Origin of the sequence: Allopusillimonas soli, assembly GCF_004153445.1 — a bacterium.
Taxonomy (GTDB): Bacteria; Pseudomonadota; Gammaproteobacteria; order Burkholderiales; family Burkholderiaceae_B; genus Allopusillimonas; species Allopusillimonas soli.
This window is the reverse complement of sequence record NZ_SDQC01000005.1, coordinates 286,948-305,841: the sequence shown is the minus strand read 5'-3', so window position 1 is coordinate 305,841 and position 18,894 is coordinate 286,948. Positions and strand designations below refer to the sequence as shown.

Annotated in this window: 20 protein-coding genes; 15 read left to right on the top strand and 5 right to left on the bottom strand. The window is 61.7% G+C overall.

Annotated features, from left to right (window positions below; translation table 11 throughout):
* Position 1 precedes the first annotated feature (1 nt).
* Positions 2-517 carry a hypothetical protein gene (locus ERD78_RS16350; protein ID WP_129970483.1) on the bottom strand — a complete coding sequence of 172 codons (516 nt, stop codon included), beginning with the start codon at positions 515-517 and terminating at the stop codon, positions 2-4.
* Between the two features lie 338 nt (positions 518-855).
* Here ERD78_RS16350 and ERD78_RS16345 point away from each other — a divergent pair, with 338 nt between their 5' ends.
* Both ERD78_RS16345 and ERD78_RS16340 read left to right on the top strand, forming a co-directional pair.
* Positions 856-1,572: an HAD family hydrolase gene (locus tag ERD78_RS16345; RefSeq protein ID WP_129970481.1), complete on the top strand. Its 717-nt coding sequence runs from the start codon at positions 856-858 to the stop codon at positions 1,570-1,572.
* Positions 1,572-1,904, top strand: a complete 333-nt coding sequence (locus tag ERD78_RS16340; RefSeq protein WP_129970580.1) for a YnfA family protein — start codon at positions 1,572-1,574, stop codon at positions 1,902-1,904. Before ERD78_RS16345 ends, ERD78_RS16340 begins: the two co-directional genes overlap by 1 nt.
* 23 nt (positions 1,905-1,927) lie before the next feature.
* Here the strand turns inward: ERD78_RS16340 and ERD78_RS16335 are convergent, their stop codons facing one another.
* From ERD78_RS16335 to zwf, 4 genes are read right to left on the bottom strand one after another with little or no spacing between them, the layout of a single operon-like run.
* Positions 1,928-2,344 (bottom strand): DUF1488 family protein, encoded by a 417-nt coding sequence (locus tag ERD78_RS16335; RefSeq protein ID WP_245152504.1) that lies wholly within the window; start codon positions 2,342-2,344, stop codon positions 1,928-1,930.
* Positions 2,345-2,400: 56 nt separating this feature from the next.
* Positions 2,401-3,411 (bottom strand): glucokinase, encoded by a 1,011-nt coding sequence (locus ERD78_RS16330; protein ID WP_129970479.1) that lies wholly within the window; start codon positions 3,409-3,411, stop codon positions 2,401-2,403.
* Complete coding sequence (gene pgl / locus ERD78_RS16325) at positions 3,392-4,066, bottom strand: 6-phosphogluconolactonase (RefSeq protein ID WP_129970477.1); 675 nt, start codon at positions 4,064-4,066, stop codon at positions 3,392-3,394. Before pgl ends, ERD78_RS16330 begins: the two co-directional genes overlap by 20 nt.
* 3 nt (positions 4,067-4,069) lie before the next feature.
* Entirely contained in the window at positions 4,070-5,530 is a 1,461-nt protein-coding gene (gene zwf, locus ERD78_RS16320; RefSeq protein WP_129970475.1) for a glucose-6-phosphate dehydrogenase, read from the bottom strand.
* A 94-nt stretch (positions 5,531-5,624) separates the two neighbouring features.
* On the opposite strand from zwf, the gene ERD78_RS16315 reads away from it, so the two are divergent.
* The 13 genes from ERD78_RS16315 to ERD78_RS16255 all read left to right on the top strand — a co-directional run bounded on the left by ERD78_RS16315 (position 5,625) and on the right by ERD78_RS16255 (position 18,880).
* Complete coding sequence (locus ERD78_RS16315) at positions 5,625-6,722, top strand: LacI family DNA-binding transcriptional regulator (RefSeq protein ID WP_167668958.1); 1,098 nt, start codon at positions 5,625-5,627, stop codon at positions 6,720-6,722.
* Positions 6,722-8,218, top strand: a complete 1,497-nt coding sequence (locus ERD78_RS16310) for a sugar ABC transporter ATP-binding protein (protein WP_129970473.1) — start codon at positions 6,722-6,724, stop codon at positions 8,216-8,218. The genes ERD78_RS16315 and ERD78_RS16310 overlap by 1 nt, the downstream gene beginning before the upstream one ends.
* Entirely contained in the window at positions 8,190-9,263 is a 1,074-nt protein-coding gene (locus ERD78_RS16305; protein ID WP_129970471.1) for an ABC transporter permease, read from the top strand. The genes ERD78_RS16310 and ERD78_RS16305 overlap by 29 nt, the downstream gene beginning before the upstream one ends.
* A 71-nt stretch (positions 9,264-9,334) precedes the next feature.
* On the top strand, positions 9,335-10,303 hold the full coding sequence (locus tag ERD78_RS16300; protein ID WP_129970469.1) for a substrate-binding domain-containing protein: 969 nt from the start codon (positions 9,335-9,337) through the stop codon (positions 10,301-10,303).
* 12 nt (positions 10,304-10,315) lie between these two features.
* Positions 10,316-11,374: a sugar phosphate isomerase/epimerase family protein gene (locus tag ERD78_RS16295; RefSeq protein ID WP_129970467.1), complete on the top strand. Its 1,059-nt coding sequence runs from the start codon at positions 10,316-10,318 to the stop codon at positions 11,372-11,374.
* Between the two features lie 11 nt (positions 11,375-11,385).
* The gene (locus ERD78_RS16290) at positions 11,386-12,531 is read left to right on the top strand and encodes a Gfo/Idh/MocA family protein (protein ID WP_129970465.1); all 1,146 of its coding nucleotides are present in this window, start codon (positions 11,386-11,388) and stop codon (positions 12,529-12,531) included.
* Positions 12,528-13,565 (top strand): LacI family DNA-binding transcriptional regulator, encoded by a 1,038-nt coding sequence (locus ERD78_RS16285; RefSeq protein ID WP_129970463.1) that lies wholly within the window; start codon positions 12,528-12,530, stop codon positions 13,563-13,565. The genes ERD78_RS16290 and ERD78_RS16285 overlap by 4 nt, the downstream gene beginning before the upstream one ends.
* Positions 13,566-13,745: 180 nt before the next feature.
* Entirely contained in the window at positions 13,746-14,417 is a 672-nt protein-coding gene (locus ERD78_RS16280) for an amino acid ABC transporter permease (protein WP_129970461.1), read from the top strand.
* Positions 14,417-15,070, top strand: coding sequence for an amino acid ABC transporter permease (locus tag ERD78_RS16275; RefSeq protein WP_129970459.1), 654 nt, complete (start codon positions 14,417-14,419; stop codon positions 15,068-15,070). The genes ERD78_RS16280 and ERD78_RS16275 overlap by 1 nt, the downstream gene beginning before the upstream one ends.
* Positions 15,071-15,114: 44 nt before the next feature.
* A complete protein-coding gene (locus ERD78_RS16270; protein ID WP_129970457.1) occupies positions 15,115-15,951 on the top strand; it encodes a transporter substrate-binding domain-containing protein in 837 nt (278 codons plus the stop codon).
* A gap of 52 nt (positions 15,952-16,003) precedes the next feature.
* Positions 16,004-16,795 carry an amino acid ABC transporter ATP-binding protein gene (locus ERD78_RS16265; RefSeq protein WP_129970455.1) on the top strand — a complete coding sequence of 264 codons (792 nt, stop codon included), beginning with the start codon at positions 16,004-16,006 and terminating at the stop codon, positions 16,793-16,795.
* Positions 16,796-16,884: 89 nt separating this feature from the next.
* Positions 16,885-17,853: a sugar kinase gene (locus tag ERD78_RS16260; protein ID WP_129970453.1), complete on the top strand. Its 969-nt coding sequence runs from the start codon at positions 16,885-16,887 to the stop codon at positions 17,851-17,853.
* A 49-nt stretch (positions 17,854-17,902) separates the two neighbouring features.
* Entirely contained in the window at positions 17,903-18,880 is a 978-nt protein-coding gene (locus tag ERD78_RS16255; RefSeq protein ID WP_129970451.1) for a 2-hydroxyacid dehydrogenase, read from the top strand.
* The last annotated feature ends 14 nt before the right edge of the window (positions 18,881-18,894 follow it).

Here is an 18,894-nt window from a genome sequence, read left to right as displayed (position 1 = left end):
TTCAGCGGTTTCCGAATTCATCCACGCCGTGCCTTCTCATGGAGTGGTTTTTGCGGGGCACGGGCTTTACCCAGGGTTGCCCGTTCCCATGAATACCAGGCGTTGCGTGGCGGCGTTGCCGCCAGTCGGAGCCATGCGTGCCTGAACGATGGCGATCCGCACGTCTGCGCTGTTCTTGGCGAGCCTGGTGCCGACGTTGCTCTTCTATGCGGCGACGCTGCGCTTCGTGATGCCTGCGCTGTTCGGCGACATGCCGTCGTTGTTCAGCGCGATATCGTTCGCGGGCGCGCCAGTCATCCCGCCCACTGTAATAGCCGCGGTTGTAGTAAGGGCCGTCGTTGTAGCCGCCGTAGTAGTCCTGGTCATAGCCGCCGCCGTAACCGCGGGAGCCACCATAGAACGGATCGTCATAGGCACACGCCGACAGGGCAAGTGCAAGGCACACCGCCAGGGCCATGCGCAGTGCAGTGCCGGCGCGCGGCCAGGTTCGCATGTATCTGAAATGGGTCAAGGACATGTTCGCCTCCCTGAATATGCCTGTACGGCCAGACCGCACAGACTCTGGAATCATCCTACCCTTAAATTTGCGGCCAGCGGGGAGGGATGAAATCTCGCGAAACAGGAGGCCTCGAATGATGCGCCGATGAAACCCGACGAAATGAAATTGAAACAGAACACGACAAGACGTCTTTGCTCGTACGGCTTGGTGGCTGTCCATGGACTTGCGCCGGACCTGTGCGAGGCTCGGCGACAGCGTGGCGGCTTCGGGTGGGGCTCCTGTATCATGCCAAGGTTGAGGTCGCCGCGTCGGGCCACTCAGGGCCGAGACTGCTGCGATCAACGAATGGGTTGAGCATGATGCGGAACATTCCTCTCCTTCTTATTTTCGACTGCGACGGCGTGCTCGTCGACAGCGAATACATCTCGGCCAAAGTACAGTCCGCTGCACTGGCCGATCATGGGATTGCCATTTCCCCGGACGAGGTGGCGCGACGATTCTCCGGAATACCCGATGCAGACATGTGGGCCGAGCTGCAGCGCGAGCATGCCGTCCGCCTGCCGGATGACTTCAGCACGCGCTTTGGCCCTATGCTGCAGCTGGCATTCGAGCAGGAGTTACACATTCTGCCCGGGGTGCGCGATGTATTGGACACACTGAAGTCCTGGAGCATGAGGTTTTGTGTCGCTTCCAGCAGCCAACCTGGCAAACTGGGGGCTACGCTGCGGCAGACGGGCTTATGGGATGACTTTTCGCCGCATATCTTCAGTACCGCGCAGGTGGCGCAAGGCAAACCGGCGCCTGATATCTTTTTATTTGCTGCGAAGGAAATGGGGTTTGCACCTGAGGATTGCATGGTCATCGAGGACAGCCAGGCGGGTGTGCAGGCAGCCCGGGCCGCCAGCATGCGGGTGGTGGGCTACGTCGGCGCATCCCATCACGAGCCTGATCAGGCCCAGCGCCTGGCCGATGCAGGCGCCGGCGTCGTGCTGCACGACATGCGTGAGCTCAAGGACGTGTTGCGTGCGCTGCGGGGTGGCGGCGTGTCTGCCGCAATGGGGATCTCGCCATGATGTTGAAGACGGCGGCACTGTTCTTCGCCACCGCGCTCGCGGAGATCGTGGGGTGCTATCTGCCCTATCTGTGGCTGCGCAAAGGCGGCCCCTGGTGGGTGTTATTTCCAGCCGTCATCAGCCTGGGCTTGTTCGTATGGCTACTCAGCCTGCACCCCGCCGCCAGCGGGCGGGTTTACGCAGCGTACGGCGGCGTGTATGTGGTTACGGCACTTCTGTGGCTGCGCTTCGTGGATGGCGCGAAGCTGTCCATGCACGACTGGCTTGGGGCGGCCATCGCCTTGCTGGGCATGGCCGTCATAGTGCTGGGCTGGCAGAAGCCGCCGGGCTGAAGCTTGGGCGACCGCGAGAACTGCTACGGCGGCGCCATACCGTTGCTGTTTTCTTCTTGCCCGAAATCCCCGGTACCCAGTTCCGTGACGCCGTCGGTGGGGGCATTGAGAGACAAGGCCACCGCCCGGGTTATTTGTTCACGACCCCGTTCAAATGCTTCAAGTAGCTCGCTGCCTGTGTTGTCACGCGCACCGAACACCTGGCGCAGCGCAGCGCCGGAGATCTCATAGTCTCTCCTACCGTCGGCGTTGTCCCAACTGAAACGTATGCAGTCGTCCTCGAATTTGGCTTCTGTCTTCTTGGCGAACTCGCCCATGGTGACCTCCATCTTGGATTGTGCCGATGACGCACGATTGGTTCTGCCTGTGGAATGCGCCACACCCTTATCGTAGCGCCGAAAGAAATCCGAACGGATGCTGGGAGTGGGTTGGTGTATCAAGACATTAACGGCATGACAGCGACTTGGCGCTGGCTGACGTGCGGGGTGGTTCGGTGCTATTCGTTGGCCAGCGTTTCGAAGTACGCGGCCGCGCCCCGCAAGGCGGGCTGACGTGCATCAATGACATGGACAGGAATGGCGGCAAGATAACCGCTGAACCTCCCCTTGTCTTCGAATCGCATGCGGAAGGGGGACTGATGAAAATAGTCTCCCAGCTTCTTGACGATGCCACCGCCAATGTAAATGCCGCCGCGTGCACCCAGGGTCAACGCCAGATCGCTGGCGGCGGTGCCGAGTATTGCACAGAAGGTATCCAGCGCAAGACGACAGATTCTATCGGTATTGGCGATGCCGTGTTCGCTGATCTGGGACGGGGAGTAGTCCTGCACAGCCTGCCCGGCATCGTTGCACAGACATTCATAGATGAAGGCCAAGCCGGGGCCGGAAACCAATCTCTCCACGGATACATGGTCGGGATGCTTGCCGCGCGCTGCGCGCCAGAGCATGGCTTCGAGGTCGTCCTGCGGAGCAAAGCTGACATGTCCGCCCTCGGCCGCAAGAGGAATCCATCGGCCTCTCGGCGTGCGCACGAGCCCGGACACGCCCAGTCCGGTTCCGGGGCCCAGAACGCCCAATGCCGCGCCCGGCACGGCCTCGCCGCCGCCAACCTTGTATAGTTCGTTGGCGTGCAGATGCGGGATGGCCAGCGCCTGCGCGGTGAAGTCGTTGATGACATGCAGATTCTCGAACTTCAGGGCCTTGCGCAACTGTTCAATGGAAAACTCCCAGCTCGCATTGGTCATTTTGATATGGTCACCCAGGATGGGGTTGGCGATGCCGATGACGGCGTGCCGCACATGGGGGTTGCCCTGGTTGGCCAGGTACTGGCGGATGGCCGCTTCCATGGTGGGGAAATCGTCGCTGCCGAGGACCTCGATACCGTGAATGTCGTCGACGCTGGTGCAAAGCGCAAAACGGGCGTGTGTGCCGCCCACGTCGGCAACCAGGTGGCATTCGTGTTGGCGTGAGGCCGCGGGCGCGGGGGTGTCAGGCGTGCCAGTAGACATCGAAGGGAACTCCGGTTTGGTTGATGACATAGCTCACGGGCAGGGCGGGATCGGGTCCGGTGGCGGCGCGTCCCAATACCTCCCGTTTATGCGCGCCTGAGATGAGCAGAATGATGCGGCGCGCGGACAGAATGGCGCGTAGCGTCATGCTGATGCGTTCGTGCGGGGCATGGGGAGGCGTTATGTGCACGTAGCGCTGGGGGCTGCGCGGATCCAGGCCTTGAGGAAGTTGAGGCGCGCCGGGGAAAAGCGACGCGGTATGGCCGTCGTCGCCCATACCCAGCACAACGACCGCGGGATCGCCCTCGGCCAGGTTGGCTGTCTCGAGCGAGTGTGCAAGATCGTCCGCGTCCGTGACCAGCCCGGTAAAGTGCGCATGGGCCGCGCTGCCGCGAAGCAGGTGCGTGCGCACAAGATGTTCATTGCTGTCCTCGCTGTCGGTGGGCACGAAACGCTCATCCACCAGGGAGATGTTGATGGCGGCCCAGGGCAGATCCAGACCGCTGAGGGTCTCGAAAAGCGCAATCGGGCTACGGCCACCGGATACCGCCAGGCCTGCGCTGCCATTGCGTTCGACCACGCGCTCGAGCCGGGTGCCGATGTCGGTGGCTAGAGCCCGCGCGCAGTCCACGGAGGATTCAAATTCGCGCCACATGATTCAGGCCTCCTCGTGCCAGGCTACGCCCGCTCGCGAAAGCAGGCCGCTGGATGCAGCGGGCCCCCAACTGCCTGCGGTATACATCTTGGGCGCAATGGCGTGCCTGCTCCAGCAGTCAAGAATGGGTTCGACCCAGGACCATGCCTGGGCCTGCTCATCGCGTCGCATGAAGAGCGCAAGCCGCCCGCGTATCACATCCAGGAGCAGGCGCTCGTACGCATCGGACCAGCGCGCCTTGAACATCGCATGGAAGTCCAGATCCAGATACGTGGACTGCAGGCTCATCGCATCGCCTGGCTGCTTGGCAAGGAAATACAGGCGCACGCCCTCTTTGGGCTGCAGCCGGATGACGAGCCTGTTGCCCGACTGCAGGCCTATGGGCATGGGAAACAGCGTGTGCGGGACGCGGCGGAAGTTGATGACGATTTCCGCAACGCGTTCCTGCATGCGCTTGCCGGTGCGTAGAAAGAACGGCACGCCCGACCAGCGCCAGTTCGATACTTCGGCCTGCAGCGCTACGAAGGTCTCCGTATTGCTGGCCGGGTCGACATGGGGCTCGTCCCGATACGCCGGCACAGGCCTGCCGTTGATGGCGCCGCTGCGGTATTGTCCGCGCACAGCCTTGGTGAGCACGTCTTCGGGTGTGAATGGCTTGAGCGATCGAAGCACCTTGAGCTTTTCGTCGCGCACAGCGTCTTCGGTGAGGCTCGCTGGCGGTTCCATGGCCACCATGCACAGCAATTGCAGCAGATGACTTTGCAGCATGTCGCGCAGTGCGCCGGTGCGGTCGTAGAAATCGCCGCGCTCTTCGACGCCCAGCTCCTCGGCGATGGTGATCTGGACGTTGTCTATCCACTCGCGCCGCCACAGCGGCTCGAACAGCGTGTTGCCAAAGCGCACGGCAAGCAGATTCTGCACCGACTCCTTGCCCAGGTAATGATCGATGCGGTAGATCTGATTCTCGGTGAAGCACTGGCCCACCGCTTCGTTGATAGCGTTGGAGGAGGGGAGGTCGTGTCCCAGGGGTTTCTCGAGCACCACCCGCACGTTGGAGTGATTCAAACCAGCCGCCGCGAGATGCTCGCAGATTGGGATGAACAGTGATGGCGCCGTGGCCAGATAGCACACGACGACACGGTCCGACGGAGGTCCCAGCACATTGGCCAGTGTGGCGTAATGCTGGGGCTGCTGAGCGTCGAGAACATGGAAATGCACGCGCGCCAGAAAGGTTTTCCACATCGGCTCGTCGGCGTGCTCGCCCAGTCGCGGGCGCACGCGCTCTTCAAGGAGCGCCAGGTAGCCGTCCTGCCCCAGTGCCTTGCGACCCAGGGCGTGGATGCGTCCATCGGGATGCAGGACACCATCCTTGTGGGCGTGGTAGAGCGACGGCAACAGCTTGCGCAAGGCCAAGTCGCCGGTGCCACCGAAAAAGACGATATCGAAGGCTGGAGTCGTTGCCATGAACTTCCTTCATTACGCGCGGCGCGCCTGAATCAGCCTGGCGGCGCCATTGTTACCCCATTGTAATGACGGGACGGCTTTAGGGTAAGCCCGCATGGGAAAAGGCAGCGCCGCCCAGGATAATGTAATCGATTACATTAATGTGGAACAAGCAGTGGGCGCCAAGCATCATCAGCTCGACGGGGACGCCGCAGGGGAAGGCAAAGTGTCCATTTCCCAGGTGGCGGCGCACGCCGGCGTATCGGTGGCCACGGTATCGCGCGTGCTCAACGCGAGCCAAGCCGTGCGCGAGTCCACGCGAGCACGGGTCACGGCGTCCATCCACGCACTTGGCTATCGCGTCAATCAACTCGCTCGCAGCCTACGCACCGATGAAAGCCGTTTGCTGCTGGTGATGGTGCCCGATATTGGCAATCCTTTTTATGCGCAGATCGTGCAGGGCATAGACGAGGCTGTGCAGGCGCGCAGCTATGCGCTGTTGCTGTGCGAGACCAATGGCGATCCGTTCCGGGAACGGCGCTATCTCGATCTGCTGCACACGCGCCGGGCCGACGGGGCGATCTGCCTGGATCCGGATACCGTGCAGCAGGCGCGGCAGGCCGAGGCGCTGCATTTTCCCTGGGTGGCTTGCTGCGAATTCGATCGTGGCGCCGGCATTCCCTATGCGGGCATCGACAACCGCGCGGCAGCGCGCGAGGCGGCAGCATATCTGCTGGACAAGGGCCATTGCCGGATCGCCTTCGTCAATTCCGATACCCGCTATATGTATGCGCGCGAGCGGCTGCAGGGATACATGGATGCGCTGGCCGCCGCGGGCATCGAGGTCGAGGATGAATATCTGGTTCGCGCCGAGGGGCTGGATTTCGCGGCCGGCCGCAGCGCGGTTGCGGGTCTATTGGCGTTGACTGATCCGCCTACCGCCATTTTCGCGGTGTCCGACACACTGGCGCTGGGCGTGATGCGCGGTCTGCACGACAGTGGGCTGAGCGTTCCCGGCGACATGGCGGTCATGGGGTTCGATGATATTGATCTTGCGCGCCAGACCTGTCCGTCGTTGACGACGGTGGCGCAGCCCATGCGCGATCTCGGCAGGCATGCCGCCGCCTTGTTGCTGCGCAGGCTGGATACACAGAAATCCGGCGCGGAAGGCATCATTCTGCCGCACAGCCTGGTACTTCGGGAGAGCGCTTGATGAGTCTGACGATAGCATTCGAATCGGTCAGCAAGGATTTCGGCCCTGTGCGCGTGCTGCGCGACGTGAGCTTCTCTTTACCGCCAGGCAAAGTACACGGCCTGCTCGGGGAAAACGGCGCCGGCAAGTCCACGCTGATGAAAATTCTCGGTGGCTATGAGCGTCCGACGCAAGGGCGAGTGTGGGTGGACGGCAAGCCGTGCGATTTCGCATCGCCACGTGAGGCGGAGATGCTGGGCATCGTACTTATCCACCAGGAAATCAACCTGGCCGAGGATCTCACCATCGCCGAGAATATTTTTCTTGGCCGCGAGCACCGGCGCGGTCTATTCCTGGACGCGGCGCGCATGCGCACGGAAACTGCTGCACTGCTCAAGCGTGTCGGGCTGAACGTGGATCCGGATGCCCGCGTCAGCCAACTGATCGTGGCTGAAAAGCAGCTGGTGGAAATTGCCAAGGCACTGGCCCGGGATGCGCGATTGCTCATCATGGATGAGCCGACGGCAACGCTCACCCCCACCGAGACTGACCGGTTGTTCGGCCTCATCAGCCAGATGCGGGGCCGGGGTTGCAGCGTCATCTATATATCGCACAAGCTGGACGAGGTGGCGCGCATCACCGACGACATTGTCGTCATGCGCGATGGCGCCTACGTCACAAGCCGGCCCACCGCCTCCGTCTCACGCCGGGAGATGGCCAACCTGATGGTCGGGCGCGAACTCGAGGACCTGTTTCCATCCAAGGCTCACGCTCCGGAAAACGCGGAGTTTGCGCTGGAGGTCCAGGGAATCGAGGTGCCGGGATGGGCGCATGATGTCGGTTTTTCGGTCAGGCCGGGCGAGATATTGGGCTTTGCTGGCCTGGTAGGCGCCGGCCGCACTGAATTGTTCGAAGGCTTGCTTGGCTTGCGGCGCCGCACGTCGGGACGCATACGCATAGGCGGGCGCGAAACGCAGATTCGCAATCCGCGCGATGCGGCACGCCAGGGGCTGACCTACCTGAGCGAGGACCGCAAGGGCAAGGGCATTGTTCTGTCCTTCGGGATGCGGCAGAATCTTACGCTAATGGCGCTTCAGCGCTACACGCATCCGCTCCTGGACGCGGCTGCGGAGCGGCGCGCCATGGAGCAGGCCATTCAGGCGTTCGGCATACGCGCGCGAGACCCGGAGGCGCTCGCCTCTTCATTGTCGGGCGGCAACCAGCAGAAACTGGCATTGGCCAAGGTACTGCATCCCGGCCCCGGCATTGTCGTTCTGGACGAGCCGACACGTGGCGTGGACATAGGCGCCAAACGCGACATCTACTTCCTCATTCATGACCTGGCCAGGCAAGGCTTGGCAGTCATTGTGATTTCGTCCGAGCTGGTCGAGCTCATCGGGCTATGCCATAGGGTAGCGGTGATGCGCACGGGATATCTCACGGCCATGCTGGATGCGGAGCAACTGAACGAGAAGGAGCTGATTGCGCATGCAACCGGAACACACCAATCCAGCTGAGGGCGGACGCGGCCCGGCAGCGCCCTCCAAGTCAGAGACCGCCGCGGCGGCGAACGAGCGCGGCAGCCTGCCGCGGCTTTCCGGATCGGGCTGGGGCGGGCGCCTGCACGGTCTGGGTCCCATCGCCGGCCTCGTGTTGCTGTGCGTTGCGGGTACGCTGCTTAACAGCAGTTTTGCCGATGTCGACAACATCATGAATGTGCTGACACGCACATCGTTCATCGGGATTATTTCCGTAGGCATGTGCTTTGTGATCATTTCCGGTGGCATCGATCTTTCTGTCGGCTCGATGGCGGCACTGATTGCCGGCAGCATGATTCTGGTGATGAATGGGCTCACGGGGGCCGTTGCATCCCCGGCACTGGTAATTGCCATAGGCATGGCCTTCGCATTGCTGCTGGGGGGTGTGCTGGGCCTCGCGCACGGGCTGCTCATTACCCGGGGGCGCATTGAACCCTTTATTGTCACCCTGGGCACGTTGGGCATCTTTCGCGCCTATCTGACCTATCTGTCCGACGGTGGCGCGATCACGCTGGACATGAATCTGTCGGATGCATACAGCCCTGTGTATTACGCAAGCCTGCTCGGCGTGCCTGTCCCCGTATGGGTGTTTCTGGCCATCGCGCTGCTGGGCGGCCTGCTGTTGAACCGCAGCGCCTTCGGGCGCTATGTGCAAGCCATAGGCTCGAATGAACAGGTGGCCCGCTATGCCGCGGTGAACGTGGACCTGACCAAGACGCTTACCTATGTTCTGCTGGGCATTTGCGTGGGTATTGCCACCGTGCTGTATGTGCCGCGTCTGGGATCGGCAACGCCCACCACCGGGCTGCTATGGGAATTGGAGGCGATTGCCGCGGTCATTGTGGGCGGCACGGCGCTAAAGGGCGGGTCGGGAACCATGACGGGCACGGTTGTGGGCGCCATCCTGTTGTCCGTGATCGGCAATATCCTGAATCTCACCAGCATCATCAGCGTTTATCTGAACGCGGCGGTGCAGGGGTTCGTCATTATCATCGTGGCGTTCCTGCAACGGCGCCGAACCTGAGCTATTCCGGGTCACGCCTTCTGGCCGCGTATCCGGTTTTCTTCCTAAAAAAGCCAAACCTGGAGGTAACAATGAAACGATCGCTACGCAGTATTGCAGCCGGCCTGGGCGCCATCGCCATGCTGGGCATGTGGAGCACCGCGGCACCGGCCGCCGAGCCGGTCACGCTGGGTGTGTCCATCCCCGCCGCCACGCACAGCTTTACAGCCGGCGTGGTGTGGTGGTCGGAACAGGCCAAGAAAGAGTTGGAGAAAGCGCATCCCGAGCTGAAGGTCATTGTGAAGACATCCAGCGGTGCGCCGCAGCAGGCCAATCAGCTGCAGGATCTGCTCACGGTGAACAAGATCAACGCGCTGGTCATCATGCCCTTTGAGTCGGCTTCGCTGACCCAACCGGTCATGCAGCTTAAGAAAAAGGGTGTGTACATTACCGTGGTCGACCGCGGCCTGACGGACACCAGCGCCCAGGATGCCTATGTGTCGGGCGACAACACGGCGTTCGGCAGGCTGGCCGCCGAGTATCTGGTGGAGCAACTGAACGGCAAGGGCGATGTCGTTGTGCTGCGAGGCATTCCCACCACGCTTGACAATGAGCGCATGGACGCCTTCAAGGCGGTGACCGACAAGCATCCGGACATCAAGATACTGGATGCGCGCTACGGCAACTGGAATCGCGACGACGCCTTCAAGGTCATGCAGGATTACCTGACGCGTTTCAAGCACATTGATGCAGTCTGGGCGGCTGATGATGATATGGCTGTTGGCGTGCTCAAGGCGATACGCCAGGCGGATCGCAAGGACATCAAGATCGTGTTTGGCGGCGCGGGTGCCAAGGGCATGGTCAAGACCATACTGGACGACAGCAATCCGCTCATCAAGGCTGATGTTTCCTATTCGCCGAAGTTCATTTACGACGCAATCAAGCTGACTGCCGAGGCGCGCCTGAAGGGCGAAGCCCTGCCCGCCAAGACCATCATTCCTTCGGTCCTGATCACCAAGGAAAATGCGAAGGACTTCTACTTTCCTGATTCGCCATTCTGAACGGAGTCGTGCATGAAAACCATCAAAGGTCCGGCTATTTTCCTGGCACAGTTTGCTGGGAAAAAGGCCCCCTTTGACAGCTTGAAGGGCCTGGCCGCATGGGCGGCCGGCCTGGGCTACAAAGGGGTGCAGATACCCACCAATGATCCGGCGCTGTTCGATTTGGAGCAGGCAGCCAATAGCCAGTCATACTGCGACGATGTACGGGGCATGCTGGCCGACGCCGGCGTGGCCATTACCGAGCTGTCCACGCATTTGCAAGGGCAGCTGCTTGCGGTGCATCCCGCCTACGATACGCTGTTCGACGGGTTCGCCGCTGCGGCGGTGCGCGGCAAGCCCAAGGCGCGGCAAGCCTGGGCACACCAGCAATTGCTGCTGGCCGCCCAGGCGTCGCGCAGACTGGAATTGCGCGCGCATGCCACATTTTCAGGCGCGTTGGCGTGGCCCTATCTCTATCCATGGCCACAGCGGCCCGCCGGGCTTGTCGAGGATGCTTTTGACGAGCTGGCGCGGCGTTGGCGACCGGTACTCGACGCATTTGACGACGCGGGGGTCGACATCGGTTTTGAGCTGCATCCGGGAGAGGATCTGCATGACGGCATCAGCTTCGAGCGTTTCCTGGAAGGCGTCGGCGGTCATGAGCGGGCCAATATTCTGTATGATCCAAGTCATTTCCTCCTGCAGCAACTGGACTACCTGGCCTTCCTGGACATTTATCACGAACGCGTGAAATGCTTTCATGTGAAGGACGCGGAGTTCAATCCCACGGGCCGGCAGGGCGTCTATGGGGGATACGCTTCCTGGCTCGGGCGCGCGGGTCGCTTTCGCTCTCTTGGCGACGGCCAGGTGGATTTCACCGGCATTTTTTCACGTATGGCGCAGTACGATTTTGACGGATGGGCGGTCCTGGAGTGGGAGTGCTGTCTCAAGCATCCGGAGCAGGGCGCTGCGGAGGGCGCGTCCTTCATTCGCGATCATCTTATTCGTGTAGCGGAACGCGCTTTTGACGATTTTGTCGACAGCGGCGTTTCGGCGGACCAACGGCGGGCCATGCTGGGACTGGATGCCTGAATGCGGGAAAGATGATGGGCAAGAAACTGAAATGGGGCATGGTTGGCGGCGGCCAGGGGGCATTCATCGGCGCGGTGCATCGCATGGCTGCCCGCCTGGATGATCGCTACGAGCTGCTTGCCGGTGCGCTGTCCAGCCGTCCGGAAAAAAGTGCCGCCAGCGCCGCAGAGGCGGGTATTGCATCGGAACGCAGCTACTTGCATTGGCAGGAGATGGCCGAATGCGAAGGCGCATTACGGCGCGCGGGGCAGGGCGGCATCGATGTCGTTTCCATCGTCACGCCCAATCACCTGCATGCCCCGGTGGCCAGCGCTTTTCTGGCGCAGGGAATACACGTCATTTGCGACAAGCCGCTGGCCATATCGCTGGCTCAGGCCGAAATGCTCCAGGCGCAGGCAGCCCGCAGTGGATTGGTCTGCGTGCTCACGCACACCTATACGGGCTATCCCATGGTCCGGCATGCGCGCGAGCTTGTGAGGCAGGGCGCAATAGGCGAACTGCGGTTGCTTCAGGTCGAATACGCTCAAGACTGGTGGGCGGGCGGGCCGGCCATCACGGGCGAAGGCGCCTGGCGGGAAGATCCGGCCATGGCAGGGCCAGCGGGCACATTGGGTGATGTGGGCGTGCATGCCTACCAGTTGGCGGCTTATGTCAGTGGTGTGGAGCCCAGTCATTTGGCTGCGGAGCTCAGCACATTCGGGCACGGCCGGGTACTGGATGATCACGTGCAAGTCATGCTGCGCTATGCCAATGGCGCGCGCGGCACGCTATGGGCCAGCCAGGTCGCCACAGGCTGCGAGAATGCCCTGACGCTGCGCATCTATGGCACGCATGCGCAGTTGCGATTCGAACAGGAAAATCCCAATGAGCTTTGGCTGACGCCCCAGGGCGGCGCCGCGCAGCGGCTTACGCGCGGACGCGTGCAAGGCCAGGATGCCCTGCATGCCACGCGCATTCCCGCCGGACACCCGGAGGGCTATATAGAAGCGTTTGCGCAGCTGTACCGCGACGCGGCGGACCGCATTCAGGCAGGCGGGCGCGGCAGCACGCCTGAAGGTCTGCTACCCGATTTTCGCGACGGCGTCATGGGGCATCGCTTCATCCAGGCCGTTCTCGATAGCAGTCATGCGGACAGTGCCTGGGTCAGCCTGGCATGAGCAAGCCTGCCAGCCGCCGCAATACCATTGCCGACGTTGCGCGCCACGCGGGCGTCTCCAAGGCCACCGTATCGCGGTTCCTGAATCATCGCGACGCGTTGCTTTCACCGGAAATCGCCGCACGCGTGGAGGCCGCCGTGGCCGAGCTGGGCTATGTGCCCAGTCCCATGGCCCAGGCGCTCAAGCGCGGTCGGTCCCGCCTCATCGGGCTTGTCGTGGCCGATATCGCCAATCCTTATTCCGTGGCGGTGCTGCGGGGCGCGGAGCAGGCGTGCCGCAAGGCGGGCTACCTGGTCATGCTGTTCAACCTGGGCAATGAGCGCGAGCGTGAAAGTGCCGGCCTGAAGGCGCTTGCTTCGTACAAAGTCGAAGGCTACATCCTGAACACCATGGGCCACGACACGGGCTCCCTGCTTGAAACAGCGACGCAAGGCAAACCTGTGGTGCTGGTGGACCGGCTGCATCCCGGACTTGATGTGGATTTTGTGTCGCTCGACAACCGGCAGGCCATCGGCGACAGCGCCTCGCACCTGCTTGCGCGCGGCTATCGTGAATTGTTGTTTGTGACAGAGCCGCGTGGCGCGGTCAGTTCGCGCATCGAGCGATCACGGGCATTCGAGGATTTTCTGGTGCAGCATGCAATGCCCGGCCAGGCGGTTTCGGGCCAAAGCCTGGACAGCGCTGTCGACGATCAGGAAACGCTGGTGCAGGCATTGCAGGCATTGCGCCGGCGTGCCGCGGGCGCGTCTCCCGCGGTGATTTCCGGCAATGCCGTGGTAACACTACAGGTGGTTGCCGCAGTCGCCCGGCTCGGATGGCGCCTCGGGCGCGACATCGGTCTCATCGGCATCGACGATACGCCCTGGGCGCCTTTTGTGGGACCCGGCATCAGCGCCATGGCGCAGCCTACAGACCGCATCGGGCAGTTGGCCGCGCAGTGTCTTTTGCAGCGTGTAGGAGGGCTGGACACGCCGGCCCGCCGTATGTTGCTGCCAGGCCTTCTGGCTGCGCGAGGATCAACACGCCGTCAGTAGAAATAGAGGCGGATGGCTGCCCCGGCGGACAAGCCATTGCATGATGGGCCAGGCTCGGGGAAAACCCGGTTTCACGCCTGTCGCAAAAAAGTCGATGCTACAATTTCGTTTTCTTTTCATGCCAGTCTGAAACCGGTTTCATACGTTTCGCCGCTCGCGATTACACGGATACAGCACAACGTGAACTACGATTTCCAGTTCGGTCCCGTATTCGACGCCTGGCCGCTCCTGCTGCGCGGCACATGGATGACGATACAGCTGTCGTTCTCGGCCATGATTCTCGGGCTGGCGCTGGCCGTTCTGTGCGCGTGGGGAAAAACGGCCGGTCCCCGGCCATTGCGCTGGCTCATCAGCGTCTATATTGAGGTCATCCGCAACACGCCTTTCCTCGTACAGCTTTTTTTCTTTTTTTTCGCCCTGCCGGCGATCGGCATACGCTGGTCTCCCTATTACGCCGCGCTGGTCGCCATGGTGTTCAATCTGGGCGCCTACGCAACGGAGATTGTCCGCGCTGGCATTGAGTCCATTCCCCGAGGCCAGATCGAAGCGGGGCTGGCGCTGAATCTTTCGCGCGTGGAAGTGTTCCGGTTTGTGATCCTGAAGCCCGCACTGCGGGCCATCTATCCGGCCCTGACCAGCCAGTTCATCCTCCTGATGCTCGCATCCAGCGTGGTGTCGGTCATTTCCGCCAACGATTTGACTTCGGTGGCGGCCAATCTCACGTCCGAAACCTTCCGCAATTTTGAGATTTATATCGTTGTCACCGGCATCTATCTTGCCCTGACGTTGGCATTCTCCTATTTGTTCCGGCTGGTATTCCAGTGGGGGCTGAACTATCCGGACAGACGATAATGCGCATCTTCGGCCTCCCCGACTTTCTTTTCATACTTGAGGCAGCCCAATGGACGGTGCTGTTGTCGCTGATGGCATTCGTTGGAGGAGGCATTGTCGGTCTTGCCGTGGCATTGGCACGGACGTCCGAACATGCGCTCCCGCGGCGGCTGGCCATGGGCTTCATCCAGCTGTTTCGCGGCACGCCGCTGCTGCTGCAGCTCTTTCTGGTGTTCTTTGGCGCGCCCGTGATCGGATTGGAAGTCAATCCCTGGATTGCGGCCGCCACGGCGCTGACCTTGAACAGCGGGGCTTTTCTGGGCGAAATCTGGCGAGGCTGCATCGAGGCTATTCCCCGAGGACAATGGGAGGCAGCCGATGCGCTGGGCCTGTCCTATCGCTACAGGATGCGCGATGTCGTTCTGCCGCAGGCCCTGAAGATCGCCGTGCCGCCCACAGTGGGCTATCTGGTGCAGATCGTCAAGGGCACGTCGCTGGCTGCCATCATCGGCTTTACCGAGCTGACCCGCGCGGGCCAGATCATCAACAATGCCACGTTCCAGCCCATGCTGGTGTTTTCCGTGGTGGCTGTTATTTATTTCGCATTGTGCTGGCCGCTGTCGCTGCTGGCGGGCTATATGGAGCGGCGTCTGGCCGCATCGCTGGCGCGCTAGAAGTCCCGGCTTCGGGCGGTTGAATTTTTAATGGAGGCAAAATCATGTTCCTGAACAATAAGATACGCAATTTCCTGGTCAGTGCCCTGTTCGCGGGCTGTGGCGCGTTGGCCTTGTCCGCAGCCGCGCCGGCCTCGGCCGCTGAAACAATCGACACCATCAAGCAGAACGGTGTGCTGCGGGCAGGGCTGCTGGTGGATTTCCCGCCCTATGGCATCCTGAATGCAGAAAACAAGCCGGATGGCTATGATGCGGATGTGGCGCGTCAACTCGCCAAGGACCTGGGCGTAAAGATAGAACTGGTTCCCGTGACGGGGCCGAATCGCATTCCCTTTCTCCTGACCGGTAAGGTCGACGTGCTCGTTGCGTCGCTGGCCATTACACCGAAGCGCGCGGAGCAGGTACAGTTCTCGCATCCTTATTCGGCGGCGCAGATTGTGCTGTTTGGACCCAAGGACGACAAAATCGGCAAGGCCGAGGATCTGTCGGGATTGCGGGTGGGTGTCGCGCGCGCCAGCACGCAGGATATCGCCGTGACCAAGGTAGCGCCCAAAGATGCCGAGATTCGGCGCTTCGATGACGACGCCTCCGCCATGCAGGCCCTGCTTTCCGGCCAGGTCGATGCCATCGGCTGTTCCACCACGGTTGCCGGTCAGATTGCCAAGCGTGCGCCAGGCAAGTTCGACACCAAATTTGTGCTGCTGCAGCAGGAGATGGCGGTGGCCATGCGCAAGGGTGAACCCAAGACGCTGGACACATTCAACAAGCTCATTACGCAGAACATCGACAACGGTACTTTTGACAAGCTTTATCAGAAATGGCTGGGAAGCCCACTGCCCAAGCTGTCGGACGGCACCGCCGCAGCCAAGGGCTCGAAGTAGGCGACTCGCGCCATCGTCATGAATCGAACGATCTCCGGAGGTTTTCCCCACCATGACTGATACGAATACAGCCGCTGCGGCGCCGGTCCGTCGGGAAGCGGGGTCTTCGGAACCCATCATCCGTATCCAGGGCCTGAACAAATGGTTTGGCCATTTTCAGGTCCTAACGGATATTTCCCTGGCTGTGTCCCCGGGCGAACGCATCGTGATCTGCGGGCCGTCGGGGTCAGGCAAGTCCACGCTGATTCGCTGCATCAATGGATTGGAAAAGGTACAGCAGGGCACGATCGTGGTCGACGATATTGCGCTGACGGCCGGTGAGCGCAACATAGAGGCTGTGCGCCAGGAAGTGGGCATGGTCTTTCAGCAGTTCAACCTATTTCCGCACATGACGGTGCTGCAGAACTGCATGTTGGCGCCTATGCGTTCGCGCGGAGCCAGCAAGGCGCAAGCCGAGGAACTGGCAATGACCTACCTCAGGCGCGTGCGCATTGCCGACCAGGCTGCCAAATATCCCAGCCAGCTCTCGGGCGGGCAGCAGCAGCGCGTCGCGATTGCGCGTGCCCTGTGCATGACGCCAAAAATCATGCTGTTCGACGAACCCACATCGGCGCTGGATCCGGAAATGGTCAAGGAAGTGCTGGACACCATGATAGGGCTTGCGCAGGACGGCATGACCATGCTGTGCGTGACGCATGAAATGGGGTTTGCGCGCAGTGTGGCGGACCGCGTGATTTTCATGGCGGATGGCCGTATTGTCGAGGAAGGCGTGCCCGCCGAGTTTTTTGGCAATCCGAAACACGACAAAACACGTACTTTTCTCGGGCAGATACTGAACTCCTGACCGGCGCCGCGATCAATGCGACCCTGTTGGCGGCAAAGAAACGGCCGGCCACACGTCTTTGACATTGGACTTGCAAAGGAACACGAATCATGACTTCCCGGTTGAGGGAAAACCGCAAGACTGACGCGCTGGATGTGATCACCTTCGGCGAGGCCATGACCTTGCTGGTGGCCGATGAACCCGGCCCGCTCGAACAGGCCATGCTTTTTCACAAGCGCACGGCGGGCGCGGAGACCAATGTCGCCATCGGGTTGGCACGTCTGGGTTTCAAGGTGGGCTGGGCCAGCCGCCTCGGAAACGATACGATGGGACGGTATCTGCTCGCGGAAATGCAACGCGAGGGCATAGACTGCTCGCATGTCGTATGCGCTGATGCGCAGCGTACAGGCTTTCAATTCAAGGGGCGCGTTATCGACGGCAGCGATCCTCCCGTCGAATATCACCGCAAGGGCTCGGCGGCCAGCCTTATGCGGGTTGATGAAATCGATGCCGCGTGGCTGTGTGCCGCGCGCCTCTTGCATGCCACTGGCGTCTTTGCCGCCATCTCCGGCAACTGCATGGAGGTGGCCCGCCAGACCATGTCCATGATGCGGAAATCGGGCGGGATCGTCTCTTTCGATCCCAATCTGCGCCCAACGCTGTGGGCCTCCACGGCGCATATGCGCCAAGGCATCAATGCGCTTGCGGCGGACGCCGATTGGATCTTTCCGGGTATCGAGGAAGGGCGCCTGCTGACTGGATGCGATACGCCCGAGGAGATTGCCGCGCATTACCGTAATCTCGGTGCGCAGGTGGTGGTCGTCAAGCTGGGCGCGCAGGGCGCCTACTTCAGCCACGCAGCGGGGCAAGGCTATGTGCCCGGGTTCCCCGTTGCGCAGGTGGTGGACACGGTGGGCGCGGGCGATGGTTTCGCAGTGGGTGTTATCAGCGGGCTGCTTGAAGGTTTGCCATTGACCGAAGCCGTGCGGCGCGGCGCATGGATAGGCGCTCGCGCGGTCCAGGTCAGGGGCGATACGGAAGGCCTGCCGACGCGCGCGGAGCTCGCCCGGATGGATTGATCGGCTACCATGTTGTCTGCTGGCTCACGCATTGTTGCTGGATAATCACATGGACAGAAAGAAAGTACTGGTATACCGGGGGCTTCCCGCGCAAGAGTTGGAGCGGGTGCGTGCCGAACACGACGTCATCGAGGCCGATCCACGCCAGGAGGCGCAGGAACAGGCTTTTTTCGAGGCGCTGCCCTTCGTGCATGGCCTGATAGGCTCAGGCTACCGCATCGACGATTCTCTGCTGGCGCGGGCGCCCCTTCTCAAGGTGATATCGACTATTTCGGTCGGGATAGATCATTTCGCTCTGGACGCCATGAAGAAGCGCGGCGTGACGCTGTGCCACACGCCTGGCGTGCTTACCGAAGCGGTTGCCGATCTGACTTTTGCGCTGATACTCGGCACGAGCCGGCGTGTACTTGAACTTGGCCGCTATGTGCAACAGGGCCGCTGGCGGCGGAGCATAACGGCTGCGCAGTATGGCTGGGATGTGCACGGCAAGACGCTGGGTATACTCGGCTACGGCCGCATCGGAAAGGCAGTGGCGCGGCGGGCCGCACTGGGCTTTGGCATGCCGGTGCTGTACTACACGCGCAGTGCGGTCGATAGTGGGTTGCCGGAGGGCAAGGCATGCCCGGCATCTTTAAACGATGTCCTGGCGCAATCGGATTTTCTGGTTGTCATGTTGCCGCTCACGGAAGCCACGCGCGGCATGATCGGGCCCGCGCAATTGGCCATGATGAAGCCGGAAGCCATATTGATCAATGCGGCCCGCGGCCCGGTGGTGCAAGAGGATGCCTTGCTGGATGCATTGGATCATGGCCGCCTGCGCGCGGCGGGGCTCGACGTCTTTGACACTGAACCCTTGCCCGCAGACTCTCCGCTACGGGACCATCCAAGCGTGCTGGCCTTGCCGCATGCCGGATCCGCCACGCACGAAACCCGCGCCGCGATGGCGCACATGGCGGTGGACAATCTTCTGTGCGTGCTGCGCGGTGACACACCGCCGGCGGCCTATCCGCTGGACAAGGCCGACTAGCGGGCAGGATGTCG

Bases quoted from the DNA above. Each gene is read 5' to 3' on its own strand.
- ERD78_RS16310 (WP_129970473.1), top strand. From the start codon at position 6,722: ATGAGTCTGACGATAGCATTCGAATCGGTCAGCAAGGATTTCGGCCCT.
- ERD78_RS16350 (WP_129970483.1), bottom strand. From the start codon at position 517: ATGTCCTTGACCCATTTCAGATACATGCGAACCTGGCCGCGCGCCGGC.
- ERD78_RS16295 (WP_129970467.1), top strand. From the start codon at position 10,316: ATGAAAACCATCAAAGGTCCGGCTATTTTCCTGGCACAGTTTGCTGGG.
- ERD78_RS16265 (WP_129970455.1), top strand. From the start codon at position 16,004: ATGACTGATACGAATACAGCCGCTGCGGCGCCGGTCCGTCGGGAAGCG.
- ERD78_RS16305 (WP_129970471.1), top strand. From the start codon at position 8,190: ATGCAACCGGAACACACCAATCCAGCTGAGGGCGGACGCGGCCCGGCA.
- ERD78_RS16330 (WP_129970479.1), bottom strand. From the start codon at position 3,411: ATGTCTACTGGCACGCCTGACACCCCCGCGCCCGCGGCCTCACGCCAA.
- ERD78_RS16345 (WP_129970481.1), top strand. From the start codon at position 856: ATGATGCGGAACATTCCTCTCCTTCTTATTTTCGACTGCGACGGCGTG.
- ERD78_RS16315 (WP_167668958.1), top strand. From the start codon at position 5,625: ATGGGAAAAGGCAGCGCCGCCCAGGATAATGTAATCGATTACATTAAT.
- ERD78_RS16300 (WP_129970469.1), top strand. From the start codon at position 9,335: ATGAAACGATCGCTACGCAGTATTGCAGCCGGCCTGGGCGCCATCGCC.
- ERD78_RS16285 (WP_129970463.1), top strand. From the start codon at position 12,528: ATGAGCAAGCCTGCCAGCCGCCGCAATACCATTGCCGACGTTGCGCGC.
- ERD78_RS16255 (WP_129970451.1), top strand. From the start codon at position 17,903: ATGGACAGAAAGAAAGTACTGGTATACCGGGGGCTTCCCGCGCAAGAG.
- ERD78_RS16270 (WP_129970457.1), top strand. From the start codon at position 15,115: ATGTTCCTGAACAATAAGATACGCAATTTCCTGGTCAGTGCCCTGTTC.
- zwf (WP_129970475.1), bottom strand. From the start codon at position 5,530: ATGGCAACGACTCCAGCCTTCGATATCGTCTTTTTCGGTGGCACCGGC.
- ERD78_RS16290 (WP_129970465.1), top strand. From the start codon at position 11,386: ATGATGGGCAAGAAACTGAAATGGGGCATGGTTGGCGGCGGCCAGGGG.
- ERD78_RS16275 (WP_129970459.1), top strand. From the start codon at position 14,417: ATGCGCATCTTCGGCCTCCCCGACTTTCTTTTCATACTTGAGGCAGCC.
- ERD78_RS16340 (WP_129970580.1), top strand. From the start codon at position 1,572: ATGTTGAAGACGGCGGCACTGTTCTTCGCCACCGCGCTCGCGGAGATC.
- pgl (WP_129970477.1), bottom strand. From the start codon at position 4,066: ATGTGGCGCGAATTTGAATCCTCCGTGGACTGCGCGCGGGCTCTAGCC.
- ERD78_RS16260 (WP_129970453.1), top strand. From the start codon at position 16,885: ATGACTTCCCGGTTGAGGGAAAACCGCAAGACTGACGCGCTGGATGTG.